Origin of the sequence: Ponticaulis koreensis DSM 19734 (assembly GCF_000420665.1) — a bacterium.
GTDB classification, from domain to species: domain Bacteria; phylum Pseudomonadota; class Alphaproteobacteria; order Caulobacterales; family Hyphomonadaceae; genus Ponticaulis; species Ponticaulis koreensis.
Map to the genome: position 1 here is coordinate 479,175 of NZ_ATVJ01000002.1, position 16,587 is coordinate 495,761.

Below are 16,587 nucleotides of genomic sequence, written 5' to 3' on the forward strand. Positions count from 1 at the left end.
GTTAATTGGAAACCAGCACGACGAACCTGTTCATGGCGTATCACAAACTTATCCCCCGTCCCTGATCCCGCCCCCATACTTCCGGCATGCAAACCTCACCGGAGACAGAGACGAACCGTTTCACGCCGCTCGCCATAGCGCGGCGGCTGGCGGGCTATATCGCTCGCCTCTCCGGCTTTGTTGAGGATTACCGCGAAGCGCCGCCCGAGGCTTTCCGGGCTTCGCTCATTCCTGCGCAGGCAGGAATCCCGAACGATCAGGGGGAACCAGATCCCTGCCTCCGCAGGGATGAGCGAGATAGTGGGCACACCACAAGCAACGCGCAGGCGCAGGCCGGTCGAGCTGGTGAGACCTCACAGCCAATCTACCCGCACAAGCAAAGCGAAGGCGCAGACAGCCCGAGCCAGTGGCGAGGGAACGCTGTCGAGCAAACGAGTAAACCCCACATGCAGTTGCGCTATAAACAGCGCTTTCTCACCCACATCCGCCGGGTGGAATACACGCTGCGCTGTTACATACTGTGGCTCGCCGCACAGCTGATCGAGCGCGGCTTTATGCCCTCTGCCCCGCCAGAACGGCAATCGCATCCCGCGCCGGAACAAGACCTGACGGGCCTCATCCGCAAGCAGGAATTGGAGTTGAGACGGCTGACCAGCGAAACGCCGCGCATTGGTGGTTTCAGCGTCACCACGCCTGACTTTTCCAATAGTCGTAAAGCATCAGAGCGACGCGGGCTGAGCTTCCGGCCAGACCCGCTGAGCGTGGTGCCGATTGCCGATCTCATGGCCCGAATGGCGCGCCTGCCGCGCGTTTTGAAACGCGCAGACCTGTTGGCCGAACGCCTGGTGTGGAAGGCACTCAATTGTCATCCCGAAGCGCCCCGCACCATGACAAGCGACCGCGCAGGCGCAGCCAGCCCAATCCAACGGATTGGATTAGCTGGCGAGCAGAAAAGCAAAAGACAGCCACTCTTCTATAAGCCGTTTGAAAACTGGCTGCCGCCCGAAGAGTTATGGGCCTCCAGCGAGGATGAGGAGGAACGGGGCGACCTAAACTATCTTCATCACCTTGCCCGCGAAGGGCTGAACACAACCGGCTATGGCATACCGCCACCCGGCGCAAATGACGCCCTCCCCAGGCTCACACATTTCCAACCACCTGCTATTCGCCCGCTGTGATCACACATGCGGGCCGATAGTGCTTGTCTAAGCATCACTCTGGCGAGGCGCTGTCAGATATCCGCGGATAAGAAGCACCAGCTCGTCTTCGAATTCCCGGCTTTTCAGCATGTCAGGGTCATCCATCATGGCGGACCGCACGACATTCAAAATTGACCGGGTCAGAATATAGGACTTCACGCGAGACAAGCTGCCCGGACCGCCCATGCTGGTGTTCAGAAGGGTCTCGATTTCAGCGGAGACGATATCCATAACATCGTCGCGCTCGCCTTCCCGCAAACCGGCAAGGTATCGAAGCAAGGCCACCCGCCCGATGACATCCGTGTCGGAGAAATACGCAATCAGAAGCCGGACGATGTTGCGCGCCCGCTCACCGCGAACCTCAGTCTGCGGCACATGCAGACACTCAATGACCTGGTGCGCAATCCGCTCGCCCTCACGTCGTGCCAGAGCATAGTACACTGCGTCGCGCCCGTCGAAATACTGGTACAGCGTACCGATGGACACGCCCGCCCTTTCGGCAATGCGGTTGGTCGTAACCTCTGCCTCTTTGCGCGCCGCCAAAAGCTGAGCCGTTGCATCCAGAATAGCCGTTACTGTCGCTTTTGCCCGTGCCTGATTTGGCTTTTTTCTCATATTTATCAGACCTTTGAAAAAACTGAGGAGACAGCTTTCCTGCCCTTTCAAATACGAGTTTCAAAACTGAGGATTACTCATATTATTCCAGAACAGGCAATGTTCAAGCCAGCGACACGCCATCTGAGGAGACGACATATGAGCATTTATTCCTACCTGATTTATTTCGGACCGGTTTTTCTTCTCATGATCGCAGCCGAGTATTTTGTCGGGCGTGCACGCGGTCAGTCACTCTATACGAAGGGTGACACGCTGGCTTCGATTTCCATTGCAGTCGTCCAGCGCGTCATCTCGATGTTGCCGCTGTCACTTGTGCCGCTGGCTACGCTTTATGCATTTGAGAACTATCGTCTCTTCGAACTTGAGGTGACCGATTGGTGGTATTGGCCGGCTCTGTTTCTGGCCTTCGAGTTTGCGTATTACTGGTATCATCGACTGAGCCATGAAATCCGCTGGCTGTGGGCGACCCATAGCGTGCACCACTCCATTGAGGAGATGAATATTCTCGCTGCGTATCGGTTCGGCTGGACCGGTTGGCTTTCCATGGGCAGCCTGATTTTCCTGCCGCTGAGCCTGCTCGGGTTTTCACCGGTTTATGTGGCACTGATGTTTGCGCTGAACCTCATGTATCAATCCTGGCTGCACACAAATCTTATTCCCAAGCTTGGATGGGTTGAGGGTATTCTGAACACACCGTCTGCACACCGGGTGCACCATGCCGTGAACCCGAAGTATCTCGATCGCAATCATGGTGGTGTTCTGATGATCTATGACCGGCTGTTCGGCACCTATCAGCCTGAAGACGCAGATGAACCGTGCAAATATGGGCTGGTTAAACCCGTCGGCAGCTTCAACCCGATCCGCATCGCCCTGCATGAATGGATCAATATTTTCCGCGATCTTCGGGCAAATTCCGTCCGTCACTGGCCAGGATTTCTGTTCGGGCCACCCGGCTGGCAACCGGATGGACAAGGGCAGACAGCAAAAGTCATTCGTGCGCAGGCTCAGTCGGCATCAGCGAAGGTGGCCAGCAAGGCCCCACCGGTTGAGAGTCTGGAGGCGCAACAGGTCTGACGGAACTTCCAGTCCGCCTCGCCCGTTGATTTGTCAGAAAGGAGGTAACAGAGATGAAAACCAATACCCTATTGTCGATTGTGCTGTTTGGCCTCTTTAACGCCGTGATTTTCGGCGCTGGCCTTATTCTGGCACTCGGCATTTCGCAGTCTGCGACCGGCACAGCGATTGGTATCGTGATATCGGCGCTATTCAGTATCGTGGTGAGTGCATATCTCGCCCTGCATTATGCGCCACGCCTGCGTGCGCAGTACTGGCGCCGCGAAGGCGAAACGCCCAAAGCGATCTGGTCGTAAGCGCGTTCTATCACTTCACGAGCGAAGCGAAGGCGCAGACAGTCTGAACCGAAGGCGATGAAACGCTGTCGAGCAGACAAACAGCACACCTAAAAAACAACAATTTCCATATCTGACAGCCGCCGGAGCATGAGTTCTCTCGATCCTGGCGGCGGTTTATGGGCTTCAGCATAGAGCCGGTTGGTAATGAAATGGCCGGTCAGCCTGAAGCCTTTTCCTATGTCTTCAGCGCTGGCGTCAGCCTCTGAGTTCACCAGAAATTCCGGCAGCTGGAGCAGCTTATCGACATATTCCGGCACTTCCTCACCGCAGGCGGCGCGCCCCGTTCGCGGGCTGACATGGGTGAGCCCGTTTTTGCGGCCTGAGACAGCGCATTTGGAGAAATCGAGGCCATAGCCAACGGTACGAAGGAAGCCGACTTCCCAGCTCACCATCAGGGCTGGCCAGAGTTCTCTATCGCCCAACTGGTCGAGCACAAACTCGGTCGCGTCGTACAGCATGGGATAAGCCTGCCCGTCCGGCAAAGAGGTATTCAGAAGTGAGGTGACCGAATTGAGCGCAGTCAGCGAGAGCCGCGAGGACATGAACATCGCCGCGCGGTTTGCCGTGGCTTCGGAGAGATTGAAATTGCCGAGCTGGTTTTCATTCCGCGCGCGCCATTCAAGCTCCAGCGTGGTGCCAACTTCAAAGCTCGCGCGTTTCTTGGTGGAGTTGCCGCCATGGATAAATCCGGACTGGCGGCCATGTTCACGCGTAAAGGCATCGAGGATCAGGCCGGTTTCACCAAACCGGCGACTGCCAAGAACAATGCCCGTATCACGCCATTCCATTACTGGGTTTGCTCGGTACTAATGCCAGCTCCCGCTGGCGCACCTGCGCCTTCGCAATTGCTTGTGGTGATCAGAATGAACGCAGAAGTTTTTGGTGTACAGCCTTGAGCGCGCTCTATGCGACGCAAGGCGTCGCGAGAGCAAATCAGAAAACTACACATCAAAATCCAGTCCCAGAGGGGTGTAGAAATCGCGTTTTTCCATCCAGCGCTCATCCACCTTTACGAACAGGAAAAGGTGCACTTTACGGTCCAGCATGCCTTCAAGCTCTTCGCGGGCACGCTTGCCGATCTCTTTGATCGTCTGACCGCCCTTACCCAGAACCATGCTCTTATGGTTTTCGCGGCCAATAATCACCGCCTGCTGGATTTTGACGGAGCCGTCTTTACGCTCTTCCCACGTCTCGGTGTCGACCATGAGCTGGTATGGCAGTTCCTGGTGAAGACGCAGCATCAGCTTCTCACGCGTAACCTCAGATGCCAAAAGGCGCATAGGCAAGTCAGCCGTCTGCTCCGCATCATAGAGATACGGGCTTTCCGGCACGAGGCTCGCCAGATGATCGAGCAGCGAAGCCGTTCCATCGCCATTGGCCGCAGAGATCGGGAAGATTTCAGAATAGATGCCCTCTTCATTCAGCTTCTGAATGACAGGCAGGATTTCGAGGTGGTCGAATTCGTCAATCTTGTTGAGCGCGAGAATGCCTTTGCGGCCCAGCGTTTTGAGATCTTCCATAACGCGTCGGTCGTCGTCCATAGACTTCTTCTGCGCACCGGTCAGCGGGCGTTTCAGAATTTCGGCAACCCAGCCGGTCGCGTCGATCACATGGAGAATGACGTCAGCGTCTTCCGCGCCAGCCAGCGCCGCCTTCACCATGGCACGGTCAAGGCGGCGCTTGGTTTTGAAGATACCCGGCGTGTCGAGCAGAACAATCTGCGCGTCATTGTGCATGGCGATGCCACGAACCGGGAAGCGCGTCGTCTGAACCTTCTGGGTCACAATGGCGACCTTCTGTCCAACGAGGCGGTTTACGAGGGTAGACTTACCCGCATTTGGCGCGCCGATTACGGCTACAAAGCCTGCGCGTGTCTGATCAGTTTCAGGCGTCATCCGCCGCAAATCCTTCTACTGCCCGTTCGACCAGCATCGCACGTGCGGCGGCGCGTTGGGCTTCCTGTTTAGAGTGGCCACGGCCCTCGACCGGTGAGTATTCACCGACAAGCACACGGGCTGCAAATTCGGGTGCATGGTCTGGTCCGACCTGCCCGACAATTTCATAGGTTGGCGTGGCAAAGCCTTCGCCCTGCGCCCATTCCTGAAGCGCAGATTTAGGGTCTTTCGGCCGCTTTCCAACCGATTTGATGAGCGGCGCCCAATAGCGCTCAATCATCGCTTTGGCGGGCTTCATGCCGCCATCAAGATACACGGCACCTAGAACCGCCTCGCATATATCCGAAAGGATGGAATTCTTTTGACGACCACCCGCACGCTCCTCGGCCGCATCCAGAATGAGGCAGTCCTGAAGCTCCAGCTTGCGGGCGACTTCCGCGCAGGCATCACGATTGACCAGCGCATTAAGGCGTGGCGCAAGGCCGCCTTCCGGCTCGCCTTCGAACTTCTGGAAGAGAAGCTCCGCGATGACCAGGCCAAGCACACGGTCGCCGAGAAATTCGAGCCGCTCATAGGAGAAACGAGCCGAGAACTCTTGCACGGCGCTCGCATGCGTCATGGCACGATCGAGAAGCGATTTATCCTTGAATGTGTAGCCGATACGCTCCTCAAGCGCCGCGCACGCCTCATCAGAAAGATGCGGCAGACGGGCAGCCTGTTTGATCTTGGCGCGAAGGCGTGTGCGTTTCGGACGGATTGGCTTCACGGATACATGCCCTTCGGAAAGGCCTCAATAATGACCATCGCAAGTGCATACGGGTCATCATCGGTAATTGAAAGATGGATATGGGCATCCCAGCCCTCAGGGGTCATCTGTTTCAAACGCTCTGCGGCGCCGCCAGTCAGCTCAAGTGTTGGCTTGCCGGTTGGCAGATTCACAACGCCCATATGCTTCCAATGGACACCGCGGCGGGGAACGCCCGTCCCCAGAGCCTTGGCGCAAGCTTCCTTCGCTGCGAAGCGTTTTGCATAGGTCTCCGCAGACAGCTTACGGCGTTCTGCAAGCGCAATCTCTGTCGAGGTGTAGACACGGTTTTTGAAGCGCTCACCAAAGCGTTCAAGCGTGTTACGGATACGGCGAATATCCGCCATGTCCTGCCCCATCCCGATAATCATGCACGCGCCTCATCCATCAGGCGACGCATCTCGCGGATCGCGGCTTCGAGGCCTACAAACACGGCTTCGCCGATAATGAAGTGTCCAATATTGAGCTCGGTCAGTTCCGGAATTTCGGCAATTGGTGTCACCGTGTCGTATGTCAGACCGTGACCGGCTTGCGGCTCGATACCCAGCTCAACAGCGCGTTCAGCGCAGGCCCGAATGCGTTCCAGTTCTTCACCGGCAAGCGCGCCCTCGCCCGCCTGACAGAGCTCAACAAACCGACCGGTATGAAATTCTGTAATGCTTGCGCCAAGCTGATGGGCTGCAGCAAGCTGAACCATATCCGGCTCGATGAAGAGAGACACTTTGGAGCCATTGTCTTTCAGCTGACGAATGAACGGCGCCAGATGATTGTGCTGACGCGCGGCATCCAGACCGCCTTCTGTCGTTCGCTCCTCGCGTTTTTCAGGCACGAACATCGCCGTTTCCGGTTTGAAACGCAGAGCGATATCCAGCATTTCCGGCGTCGCCGCCATCTCAAGATTGATCGGCAGTTCAGATGCGTCGCGAACCCGCTGAAGATCTTCATCACGGATGTGACGACGGTCTTCGCGCAAGTGGATAGTAAGACCATCACCGCCTGCGCCGCTTACGATTTCCGCCGCACGGAATGGATCCGGATGCAGACCACCGCGCGCGTTCCGAATGGTCGCGACGTGATCAATGTTTACGCCAAGCCGGATGCGTTCACTCATCAGAACTTTCTCCGGCTTCCCGGCTTCACAGGCTCAAGCTCAGCAAGTTCTGGCGGCAGATCATTCGGATCGTAGTCAGGGAATTCAATAGACGCGAGCGACAGTAGCGTCGTGCCGACATCAGCCTTGCCACCTGAACGGTCGATAATGCAGCCACCGCCGACAAGCGTTCCCGGATATTCTTCGAGCGCTGCAACCGTCTCACGGAAGGACTTACCTGTCGTGACAATGTCTTCCATCAACAGGATGCGATCATCCTCGTTGAATTCAAAGCCGCGTTTATAGACAAGCACATCGTCTTCATTGCGTTCAGCGAACATTGCGCGCGCGCCAAGCTGACGTGCCATCTCATAGCCTGGAATGATCCCGCCAACTGCAGGCCCCGTCACAACGGTGACTTCGCCATATTCAGCCCGCACCCGCTCTGCCAGAGCAGCGCAAAGCATTTCGGAGACCTTCGGCTGAGAAAATACCAAAGCCTTCTGCAGGAAAACAGGGCTACGGCGGCCAGAAGACAGGATGAAGTGACCTTCCAGCAGAGCATCAGCATCACGGAAAGCCTGAAGCACGTCGTCTGGTGTCATAGATTAGTTCCTTATGCGTTCGGCCCGATCCACTGCCGTCAGCGACCTGAGCGAGGCAAGAATCAGGGAGAGGTGTTTGAGATCTGCAACCTCGATATCAAACAGAAGGTCCATGAAATCAATGGAGCGCTCACCTGAATTGACGCCCATAATGTTGCTGCCGCTCTTGGCGATGACATCGCAAAGCTCGGCCAGCACGCCCGGACGGTTGTGTGCGGTCACCTTGATACGCCCAAGTGCCATGATCCCGCCCGGCGGTTGCCCGGACCAGGAAAGGTCGAACCAGCGCGCTTCGGCTGCATCATCGTCGGCAAGACGGTTACAGTCGATGACGTGCACGGTGAGCGGTTCACCCACTTTCTGCATACCGACAATCCGGTCACCCAGAACTGGCGAGCAGTCATGGCAGAGATGCAAAGCGCCACTGGAAGGCAGGTCGCGAATATCAATCAGGCGGTTTGCCGTTGCTTCGCTGAGACGCATCGCCTCGAACGAGCGAAGAATATCGTGTGCGCGCGCAGGGAAAGCCTCGGCAAGCACTTTGCTGACTTCGATTGTCTGCCGCCCGATCGCATCCAGCAGCTGATCGCCGCTCTTTAGTTCCATCCGTTTGGCGACCTCATCAAGGTCAACCTGATTGGTTGTCAGATCGAGCGCTTCGAGCGCAGACGACAGCGCCTTCTGGCCTAGCGCGTGGAAACTTTCCTGCTCGCGGCTACGAACGAGACGACGGATTGCAGACCTCGCGCGCCCTGTCTGTGTCAGCGCCTCCCAGCCCTGGACCACCGCTTTCTCGTCGCCGCGAATAATGTCTACAACGTCGCCATTACGAAGCTCCGTCCGCAAAGGACGGGTTTCGCCATTAATGCGGCAGCCTTTACAGCTATCGCCGACATTCGTGTGCACCGCATAAGCAAAATCGAGCGGCATGGCGCCTTTAGGCAGAACGATCAGACGTCCTTTCGGCGTGAAGGCGAAGACGTGATCGAGATACATTTCGAGCTTGGCGTGCTCGTAAAATTCCTGCGCATCCGCACCATCGCCGACCATTTCGGCGAAGGCTGTCAGGCTGGCCGTCGGGTTAAGGCCAACTTCTGCAGCACCTTCCGCGTCAAAGCCATATTTTGAGTTCTTATAGGACCAGTGAGCCGCAATACCGGTCTCAGCCGTACGGTTCATGTCCTCTGTACGGATTTGCAGCTCGATCCGGCGATTGCCAGCAGCCCGCACAGTCGTGTGGATAGAGCGGTATCCGTTCGGCTTCGGCATCGAAATATAATCGCGGAAGCGGTCCTGAAGACAGGACCATTTCTGGTGCACTATGCCGAGCATATGATAGCACTCGTCCGGCTCCTGAACGATCATGCGGAAGGCGAAAATGTCAGCGACATCCCGGAAGGAAATGTCTTTCCGCTTCAGTTTGCGCCAGATGGAATAAGGCTGCTTCTGACGGCCAAAAACGCGCCCTTTCACGCCCGCACTCTCAAGAATTTCCCGAAGATCGCGACCAACGCGCTCGATATCGTCTGCGCTGCGGGCATTCAACTCTTTCAGACGATGCGTGATCGCGGCATAGGCTTCCGGATTGAGCTGACGGAAGGACAGGTCCTCGAGTTCAGCTGCAAACTTATAGATACCGACACGGCGCGCGAGCGGCGCATAAATCTCGAGAGTCTCACGCGCGATACGTTTCCGCTTTTCTTCCTTCGGCACGAAGTGGATCGTACGCATATTGTGAAGCCGGTCAGCCAGCTTCACCAGAAGAACGCGAAGGTCCTGAACAGACGCCAGAATGAATTTCTGGAAGTTTTCAGCCTGTTTGGACTGTTCCGAGCGATACTCAAGCTCGGTCAGCTTGGTGACGCCTGCAACGAGCTCAGCGACCTCAGTTCCAAAGAGACTATCAATCTCTTCATAGGTCGCGTCTGTGTCTTCGATGGTATCGTGGAGAAGTCCCGCGACAATGCTGGCTTCGTCCAACTGGATTTCAGTCAGAATACCGGCAACAGCGACGGGGTGGGAATAATACGGGTCTCCAGACGCGCGCTTCTGCGTACCATGCTTCATCATGGCGTACACATAGGCTGCGTTTAGCTGGTCTTCCGCAGCCTGAGGCGCATACGCGTGGACACGGTCGACAAGTTCATACTGTCGAATAATCTTCGTCGGCCCGCCACTGACTGGCGGGCTCAATACAGGTTCAGATTTGTCCTGAACAGCAGGTGCGTTTCCATCCGGGGCCATAAAGACAAGATTACCCTACACGCCCGAATTAGAGAACAGCTTAGTAGCGGTCTTCGCGAGCCGACTCGATTTCCTGCTGGTACGCCTTCATCACGTCTTCCTCAGACTGTGCTGGCGCAGCTTCGAGAGCGCGCTGGTCTTCTTCGCGTTCAGTTTCTTCGGAAGGACGAACTGTCTGAAGGTTAGCGATCAGCGCTTCTTTGACACTGTTCAGATCAACAGCGTCTTCTGCGATTTCGCGCAGCGCAACAACAGGGTCTTTATCATTGTCGCGGTCCAGACCGAGCGGAGATCCTTCACGGATCATGCGTGCACGGTGTCCAGCGAGAAGAACGAGTTGAAAGCGGTTGTCGACCTTATCGAGGCAATCCTCAACAGTTACGCGAGCCATTAGACCATCCAGTATCTGGGAAACAATTCTTCTCCCTATACGGGATCGGGAAGTTTTTCAAGGCTTAGGTCTCAGCGTTTCGCGCCCAATCTGAAGTCACCTGCGACACGTGCTACCACCTGTGCGCAAAATCGTTGATCGAATCCGATCTGTGGATAATGTTGCCCCCTGTAATCATTGGATTTTGCGAGGTAAAGTGGCATTTTATCAAAATGAACGTGTAGCGTTATTTATAGATGGTGCGAACCTCTATTCTGCTGCGAAAACCGTGGGGGTGGAAATTGATTACCGCAAACTATTGGAGGAGTTCCGCAAGCGCGGAAGGCTCATCCGTGCGTACTATTACACCGCTTTAGTAGAAAACGACGACTACTCTCCGATCCGCCCTCTGGTGGATTGGCTGCAGTATAATGGCTTCAACGTGATCACGAAGTCCGCCCGTGAATTCACGGACCGTGACGGACGTCGCCGCGTCAAAGGCGATATGGATGTCGAAATCACCGTCGATATGATGAATCTCGCCAATCATCTGGATCACATTGTTTTGTTCTCCGGCGATGGCGATCTGACACGTGTCGTGCAGGCTGTGAAAGACAAAGGCGTCCGCGTGAGCGTCGTCTCCACGGTCAAAACACAACCGGCAATGATCTCTGACGATCTTCGCCGTGCGGCCGATACTTTTATTGACCTGACAGATCTGGCCAAGCTTATTGGACGTCCTCCACGCGACGATGAGCAGAGTTCAGATTATGGCGACGAAGAAGACGACGACTAAGAACGCACCGGCAGAGGCCCCCCTTAAATGCCCCCTCTGCCCGCGTCTTGTCGCGTATCGCGAAAAAAACGCTACCGAAGAGCCGGACTGGTTTAACGCCCCGGTTCCGAGCTTCGGTGGTAACGATGCCAGGCTGCTAGTCATTGGCCTGGCACCCGGACGCACAGGGGCAAACCGCACAGGCCGCCCCTTCACCGGCGACTGGGCTGGCGATCTTCTCTACCCGACACTCGACAAATTCGGCTTCAGTTCCGGCACTTATGATGCGCGCCCTGATGACGGGCTGACGCTTAACAAGGCGATGATTACCAACGCTGTGCGCTGCGTCCCGCCGGAAAACAAACCGGTCGGTGCAGAAATCAACGCCTGCAGACCGTTTCTCGAATCCCGTATCGCCGAGCTTCCTGATCTGAGAGTGATGGTGACGCTCGGAAAAATTTCACACGATTCAACGCTTCGAGCGCTCGGCCTGAAAGTCTCTGCGCACCCGTTCGGGCACGCCGCTCATTTCACCGTCACAACCCCCTGGCACGACCGCGAGCTCCATATCGTGTCGAGCTATCACTGCTCGCGATACAATACGAACACCGGACGCCTCACCGAAGAGATGTTCCACGACGTGTTTGAGAAAGCCAAAGAGCTGGCCAGTTAGCCGCGCTCTTTCATCAGGCGCTGTTTATCGCGGTTCCAATCGCGCTCTTTAACCGCATGACGCTTGTCGACCGTTTTACGGCCTTTCGCGATGCCGATTTCAAGCTTCGCGATGCCGCGATCATTGAAGTACAGCTTCAAAGGAATGGCTGTACGCCCCTGACGCTCAATTGCCTGCGCAATGCGTGCAATCTCTCGCCCATGCACAAGGAGCTTACGCTTACGCTTCGGCTCGTGGTTGAACCGGTTGGCTGCAGTGTAGATCGGGATGTCCGCATTGATCAGATAGAAACCGCCATCTTCGATGCTCGCATAAGACTCAGCAATATTTGCCTTACCGTTTCTGAGGCTCTTCACCTCAGACCCGACGAGCACAATGCCTGCCTCAAGCGTATCTTCGATTTCATAGTCGCGACGCGCTCGGCGATTTTCCGCGATCAGATTTTTTGCGGCCATATTAATCCAGCAATCCGGCGACTTTCAGCGCCGCATCAATTTCCTTCTTCACGTCATCATTCGGAGGAAGAAGAGGTAAGCGGATTTCCGGCTCACACAAGCCCAGGCGTGAAAGCGCGTACTTTGTCGGCCCAGGGCTAGGAGACAGGAAGAGCGCGCGGTGCAGGCGGTAAGCCTTCGCTTCGAATGCACGCGCAGCTGCGAAATCACCGTGCAGACACGCCGCATGGAGATCAGCCATCAGCTTCGGCGCTACGTTCGCGGAGACAGAGATACAGCCCTGCCCGCCCATTGCGTAGAAACCGAGCGCCGTCGGATCATCGCCCGAGAGAAGCACGAAGCCATCTTCGCATGTATCAGCGTGCTTGGTGACGCGCGCGAGGTCGCCGGTCGCATCTTTAATGCCGACAATATTCGGGTTGGATGAAAGCGCTGCAACTGTTTCCGGCTGGATATCACTGATGGTTCGGCCCGGCACGTTGTAGAGGACGAGCGGCATCTGAACGGCATCTGCGATTGCAGAGAAGTGCGCAGCGAGTCCGCGCTGGTCAGGCTTATTGTAATATGGGCAAACAGTCAGAGCGGCATCAGCGCCGACTTTCTTGGCATGCTGAACCAGACCAATTGCTTCAGCTGTTGAGTTGGACCCACAGCCTGCAATAACAGGAACACGACCATTCACAATCTCGACGCAACGCTCGACAACCTGACGGTGCTCTTCATGTGAGAGAGTCGCTGATTCGCCTGTCGTACCGCACGGCACCACGGCGCCAGAGCCCGCCTCTATCTGACGCTCCACCAGTTTCTCGAACGCATCGAAGTCGACGGCATTGTTACGAAACGGCGTTATGAGGGCAGGAATAGATCCTTGAAACATGAAAACTCACTCTCACAGTTTTTGAGGCGTTGCGGGAACCCGGAGATATACATACGATATATGTAGATTACCACTCAATTACAGAGCCCCATTTTCATGAAGCGACTCTCCCTGCTGACCCTTAGCTTGATTTCGGTTTTCACTATTCAGTCAGCGTCTGCAATCGAGCCGCCTTCACGAAAGCCTAACCCGCCATACATCTCAAGCGTGCTATCGCGCACGGATACAGAGCGTCTACGGCTTGGACTGGATGCTGCGCGCGATGGCGACTGGAGCCGCGCCGACGCATACAGGGACTCCATCAACGATCCGACAGCACGGCGCCTGTTGCTATGGAGATCAGCGGCTTCCAGCCTGAGCGGCGCGGATTTCGCCGAACTCGACCGCGCACTTGAAGAACTCGACGGCTGGCCGGGCATGAACTCGATTCGCGTCCGCGCCGAAGAAGCCATTGCTGATTCCGATCTGTCACCGGGCGAACGTATCGCCTGGTTGCGTGCCTCCGGCCCGATTAGCGGTGAAGGCAAGATTGCTCTCGCCGAGGCTTATATTTCTATTGGTCAACGCGAAGAAGCCGAGCTTCTGATCAAGGATGCATGGCATAACCATACCTTCCTTGTGAGCCGCCAGCGCGAAATCGCTAACCAGTATGCTGAAATCCTCGACGTTGAGGATCACATTTATCGCGCCGATCACCTGCTCTGGCGTTCCCAGCGTAGCGCTGCGAGCGATATGAGCCGCTATCTGCCGTCCGGCTGGGATGCCCTCGTTGATGCCCGTATCGCGCTCGCGACAGGTGCAGCAGGTGTTGACCGGCTGATTGGCAATGTTCCCGACAGCCTGCAGCTTAATCCGGGCCTCTTATACGAGCGCTCTAAATGGCGCCGTCGCCGCGGTCGCTGGGAAGATGCACGCCCACTTCTCCTCGACATCGACCCGTCCAATCTGCCAGAGGCCGCTCTGGAGCGTATCTGGGAAGAGAAGAACCTGCACCTGCGCCGGACCATTCGCGATGATGAATGGACTGTCGGCTATCAGCTTGCGTCCACGCACGGGCTCACCTCGGGCGCAGACTTTGCCGAAGGTGAATTCTATGCAGGCTGGATTGCGCTTCGCTATCTGAACCAGCCCGATGTAGCTGCGGAACACTTTGCAACGCTCGAAGCTGGTGTCTCCACTCCAATCAGCCTCTCTCGTGGCCATTACTGGCTCGGTGAAGCCTATTCCGCCATGAACCGTACGGAAGACGCACGCGCAGCTTATACGCGCGGTGCTCAGCATCTGACGACCTTTTACGGTCAGCGGTCGGCCGAACGTCTTGGCGAAACAACGATGCAGCTACCGGATATCGTGACGCCGACGGACGCTGAACGCGAAGAATTCGAGAACATGGATCTCGTGCGCGCTCTGCGCATGCTGGCCGAAGCAGGCGAAAACTATCAGTTCCGCCGCATTTCATTCCATCTCGACAACCAGCTGAGCAGCGCTGCTCAGTATGAAATGCTGTTTGATCTCGCGGACGGCTATCACATCACCATGGCCGGTGTTCGCGGGGCAAAAGCGGGCCTGTCTCAGGATATCGTAGCAACTCGCGCAGCCTACCCTCTATTCGACTTTCCGATGCCAAGCCCGAACTCCAGCGCAGAGCAGGCCCTGACCATTGCTCTCTCGCGTCAGGAAAGCGAGCTGAACACACGCGCGATTTCCAGCGCCCGCGCTTATGGCCTGATGCAGATGCTGCACTCTACAGCGCGTAGCCAGGCCCGTCGCGAAGGCGAGCCTTACCGTCGCTCATGGCTGCTTGATGATCCTGTCTACAATGTCACGCTCGGCCGTGCGCATCTGGGCGATCTGATCGACCAGTTTGACGGCTCCTACATTATGGCTATTGCAGCCTACAATGCGGGCGCCTCTCGCCCGACACGCTGGATGCGCGAATATGGTGACCCACGCGCCGGAGAGATCGACCCGATCGACTTTATCGAGTCCATTCCATTCTCTGAGACGCGAAACTACGTCCAACGTGTGCTTGAGAACACTCAGGTCTACCGATTCCGTCTGGCCGGGCAGCCAACGCAGATCACGCTCACACGTGACCTGTCACGCTGAGGCAAGAATTTCTGACATCTGGGCGGGATCGATATTCCCGCCAGTGATGATCACGATGACGGGCTGATCAGGCGTGATCTGAACCTTGCCAGCCAGCAGCGCAGCCAGCGCTGCTGCTCCCCCTGGCTCGGCAACCACTTTCAGATGCCTGAACGCGAACCGCACCGCTTCTCGCGCCTCTTCGTCAGAAATGAGCGCGACATCGGATAGGTGTTCTTTGTTGATGGCAAAGGTCAGCTCACCCGGGCTGGGCGAAAGAAGCGCATCACAGATAGAACGCGATTCGGGATCGACCTGCTCGCGATTGCCGGATTTCAGCGAACGGGCATGGTCGTCAAAGTCTTCAGGCTCTGCACCGACCACTCGAAGCTCCGGCCACTGCTTGTGAACCGCCAGAGACACGCCGGCGATGAGACCGCCACCACCGACGCAACAAACCAGTGCTTGCGGCGCTGTGTCATCACTGTACTGGCGCGTAATCTCAACGCCGCAACTACCCTGCCCTGCAATGATGTGCGGATCATCATAGGACGGCACGACGACTAGGTTTTTCTCTGCTGAAATCTTCGCGGCTATCTCTTCGCGGTCTTCGGTGAAGCGATCATAGAAAACGATTTCCGCGCAATCGCGAAGCACGCCTTCAACCTTCACCTTTGGTGCATCAGACGGCATCACGATCGTGGCGGGTACGCCGAGTATTTTTGCCGCTCTGGCGACGCCTTGCGCATGGTTTCCGGATGAGAACGCCACGACACCGCGCGAGCGTTCATCCTCGGTCAGACGCGACAAGCGATTAAAGGCGCCCCGAAGCTTGAAGCTACCTGTATGCTGAAGCGGTTCGCATTTAACATAAACCGGCACACCGATGCGTGCATCCAGTTCATCGTTGCGAAAAAGCGGCGTTTCGCGAACGACGCCTCTCACCTGCTGCGCGGCATCGAGAACGTCTTGAACGGTAGGGACTATTGTTCGGGCTGACATGCTGTGACACCCGCAACAGGAACCATCGTGCGCCAGCCTTCGGCATCGATCACCGTCAGGCTTGCCTCAGGGACGCGTTGCCCGCCGACCAGTTGCTCGCCCGGTTCCATTCGAAGCTCGACCATGCGTCCGTCACCGAATGCAAAGTCCTGCTCGGTCAGTTGCTGGCCAAAAATATCACCGCCGAGTGCAACACGGTTCAGGTCCGCAACCGCAGCATCAACCCAAAGCAATGCATCCTCGGAACCTGCTTTGGAGAAGAATATAAATTCGGGCTGCTCGCGGCGCGTCCAGAGGAACAGTCCACACTCGCCAACATTGAGCGTTTGCGCCGGAAGACCACGCTGCGGCGTCTGTACTTGTGCCAGCGGGCTTGGCGGCGCTGCCTGCCCGGCCTGATTGTTCGCTGAAGTTGGCGTTGCACAACTAGCGAGAACCGCCAGCGCGCCTGATGCGAGTGAAAGCCGGAATGAATTCATGAC

At 56.6% G+C, this 16,587-nt stretch carries 19 protein-coding genes; 6 read left to right on the forward strand and 13 right to left on the reverse strand.

Translation table 11 applies throughout. The features are described 5' to 3' along the window. The first annotated feature begins 86 nt into the window (after positions 1-86). Entirely contained in the window at positions 87-1,178 is a 1,092-nt protein-coding gene (locus tag G523_RS0114100) for a hypothetical protein (RefSeq protein ID WP_022695710.1), read from the forward strand. Between the two features lie 27 nt (positions 1,179-1,205). On the opposite strand, the gene G523_RS19430 is transcribed toward G523_RS0114100, so the two are convergent. Beyond that, a complete protein-coding gene (locus G523_RS19430; RefSeq protein ID WP_033233222.1) occupies positions 1,206-1,814 on the reverse strand; it encodes a TetR/AcrR family transcriptional regulator in 609 nt (202 codons plus the stop codon). Positions 1,815-1,952: 138 nt separating this feature from the next. On the opposite strand from G523_RS19430, the gene G523_RS19435 reads away from it, so the two are divergent. Both G523_RS19435 and G523_RS0114115 read left to right on the forward strand, forming a co-directional pair. Next, the gene (locus G523_RS19435; RefSeq protein WP_022695712.1) at positions 1,953-2,888 is read left to right on the forward strand and encodes a sterol desaturase family protein; all 936 of its coding nucleotides are present in this window, start codon (positions 1,953-1,955) and stop codon (positions 2,886-2,888) included. A gap of 53 nt (positions 2,889-2,941) precedes the next feature. Beyond that, a complete protein-coding gene (locus G523_RS0114115; protein WP_022695713.1) occupies positions 2,942-3,184 on the forward strand; it encodes a hypothetical protein in 243 nt (80 codons plus the stop codon). 89 nt (positions 3,185-3,273) lie between these two features. Here G523_RS0114115 and recO read toward each other — a convergent pair whose 3' ends face one another. The 8 genes from recO to rpoZ form a co-directional block, all read right to left on the reverse strand. Beyond that, the gene (gene recO / locus G523_RS0114120; protein ID WP_022695714.1) at positions 3,274-4,014 is read right to left on the reverse strand and encodes a DNA repair protein RecO; all 741 of its coding nucleotides are present in this window, start codon (positions 4,012-4,014) and stop codon (positions 3,274-3,276) included. Positions 4,015-4,167: 153 nt separating this feature from the next. Then, complete coding sequence (gene era, locus G523_RS0114125) at positions 4,168-5,121, reverse strand: GTPase Era (RefSeq protein WP_022695715.1); 954 nt, start codon at positions 5,119-5,121, stop codon at positions 4,168-4,170. After that, positions 5,111-5,887 carry a ribonuclease III gene (gene rnc / locus G523_RS0114130; RefSeq protein ID WP_022695716.1) on the reverse strand — a complete coding sequence of 259 codons (777 nt, stop codon included), beginning with the start codon at positions 5,885-5,887 and terminating at the stop codon, positions 5,111-5,113. The genes era and rnc overlap by 11 nt, the downstream gene beginning before the upstream one ends. Continuing rightward, positions 5,884-6,297, reverse strand: coding sequence for a holo-ACP synthase (gene acpS / locus G523_RS0114135; protein ID WP_022695717.1), 414 nt, complete (start codon positions 6,295-6,297; stop codon positions 5,884-5,886). The genes rnc and acpS overlap by 4 nt, the downstream gene beginning before the upstream one ends. Continuing rightward, positions 6,294-7,037: a pyridoxine 5'-phosphate synthase gene (locus G523_RS0114140; protein WP_022695718.1), complete on the reverse strand. Its 744-nt coding sequence runs from the start codon at positions 7,035-7,037 to the stop codon at positions 6,294-6,296. The genes acpS and G523_RS0114140 overlap by 4 nt, the downstream gene beginning before the upstream one ends. Next, on the reverse strand, positions 7,037-7,621 hold the full coding sequence (gene pyrE, locus G523_RS0114145) for an orotate phosphoribosyltransferase (protein WP_022695719.1): 585 nt from the start codon (positions 7,619-7,621) through the stop codon (positions 7,037-7,039). Before pyrE ends, G523_RS0114140 begins: the two co-directional genes overlap by 1 nt. A gap of 3 nt (positions 7,622-7,624) precedes the next feature. Then, positions 7,625-9,865, reverse strand: coding sequence for a RelA/SpoT family protein (locus tag G523_RS0114150; RefSeq protein ID WP_022695720.1), 2,241 nt, complete (start codon positions 9,863-9,865; stop codon positions 7,625-7,627). Between the two features lie 40 nt (positions 9,866-9,905). Further along, the gene (rpoZ, locus tag G523_RS0114155; protein WP_022695721.1) at positions 9,906-10,256 is read right to left on the reverse strand and encodes a DNA-directed RNA polymerase subunit omega; all 351 of its coding nucleotides are present in this window, start codon (positions 10,254-10,256) and stop codon (positions 9,906-9,908) included. Between the two features lie 196 nt (positions 10,257-10,452). Between rpoZ and G523_RS0114160 the strand changes: the two genes are divergently transcribed. Together G523_RS0114160 and G523_RS0114165 are read left to right on the forward strand one after the other, a co-directional pair. Further along, on the forward strand, positions 10,453-11,031 hold the full coding sequence (locus G523_RS0114160) for a LabA-like NYN domain-containing protein (protein ID WP_022695722.1): 579 nt from the start codon (positions 10,453-10,455) through the stop codon (positions 11,029-11,031). Then, the gene (locus G523_RS0114165) at positions 11,006-11,683 is read left to right on the forward strand and encodes a uracil-DNA glycosylase (protein ID WP_022695723.1); all 678 of its coding nucleotides are present in this window, start codon (positions 11,006-11,008) and stop codon (positions 11,681-11,683) included. The genes G523_RS0114160 and G523_RS0114165 overlap by 26 nt, the downstream gene beginning before the upstream one ends. On the opposite strand, the gene smpB is transcribed toward G523_RS0114165, so the two are convergent. Together smpB and dapA are read right to left on the reverse strand one after the other, a co-directional pair. After that, positions 11,680-12,138 carry an SsrA-binding protein SmpB gene (gene smpB / locus G523_RS0114170; protein ID WP_022695724.1) on the reverse strand — a complete coding sequence of 153 codons (459 nt, stop codon included), beginning with the start codon at positions 12,136-12,138 and terminating at the stop codon, positions 11,680-11,682. The two genes, G523_RS0114165 and smpB, sit on opposite strands and share 4 nt — an antisense overlap. Position 12,139: 1 nt before the next feature. Beyond that, entirely contained in the window at positions 12,140-13,015 is an 876-nt protein-coding gene (dapA, locus tag G523_RS0114175; RefSeq protein WP_022695725.1) for a 4-hydroxy-tetrahydrodipicolinate synthase, read from the reverse strand. Between the two features lie 96 nt (positions 13,016-13,111). Between dapA and G523_RS0114180 the strand changes: the two genes are divergently transcribed. Further along, positions 13,112-15,124 (forward strand): lytic transglycosylase domain-containing protein, encoded by a 2,013-nt coding sequence (locus tag G523_RS0114180; protein WP_027441773.1) that lies wholly within the window; start codon positions 13,112-13,114, stop codon positions 15,122-15,124. On the opposite strand, the gene G523_RS0114185 is transcribed toward G523_RS0114180, so the two are convergent. Then, positions 15,116-16,105 carry a threonine ammonia-lyase gene (locus G523_RS0114185; RefSeq protein ID WP_022695726.1) on the reverse strand — a complete coding sequence of 330 codons (990 nt, stop codon included), beginning with the start codon at positions 16,103-16,105 and terminating at the stop codon, positions 15,116-15,118. The two genes, G523_RS0114180 and G523_RS0114185, sit on opposite strands and share 9 nt — an antisense overlap. Beyond that, complete coding sequence (locus tag G523_RS0114190; RefSeq protein ID WP_155802775.1) at positions 16,087-16,584, reverse strand: hypothetical protein; 498 nt, start codon at positions 16,582-16,584, stop codon at positions 16,087-16,089. Before G523_RS0114190 ends, G523_RS0114185 begins: the two co-directional genes overlap by 19 nt. Positions 16,585-16,587 lie beyond the last annotated feature (3 nt).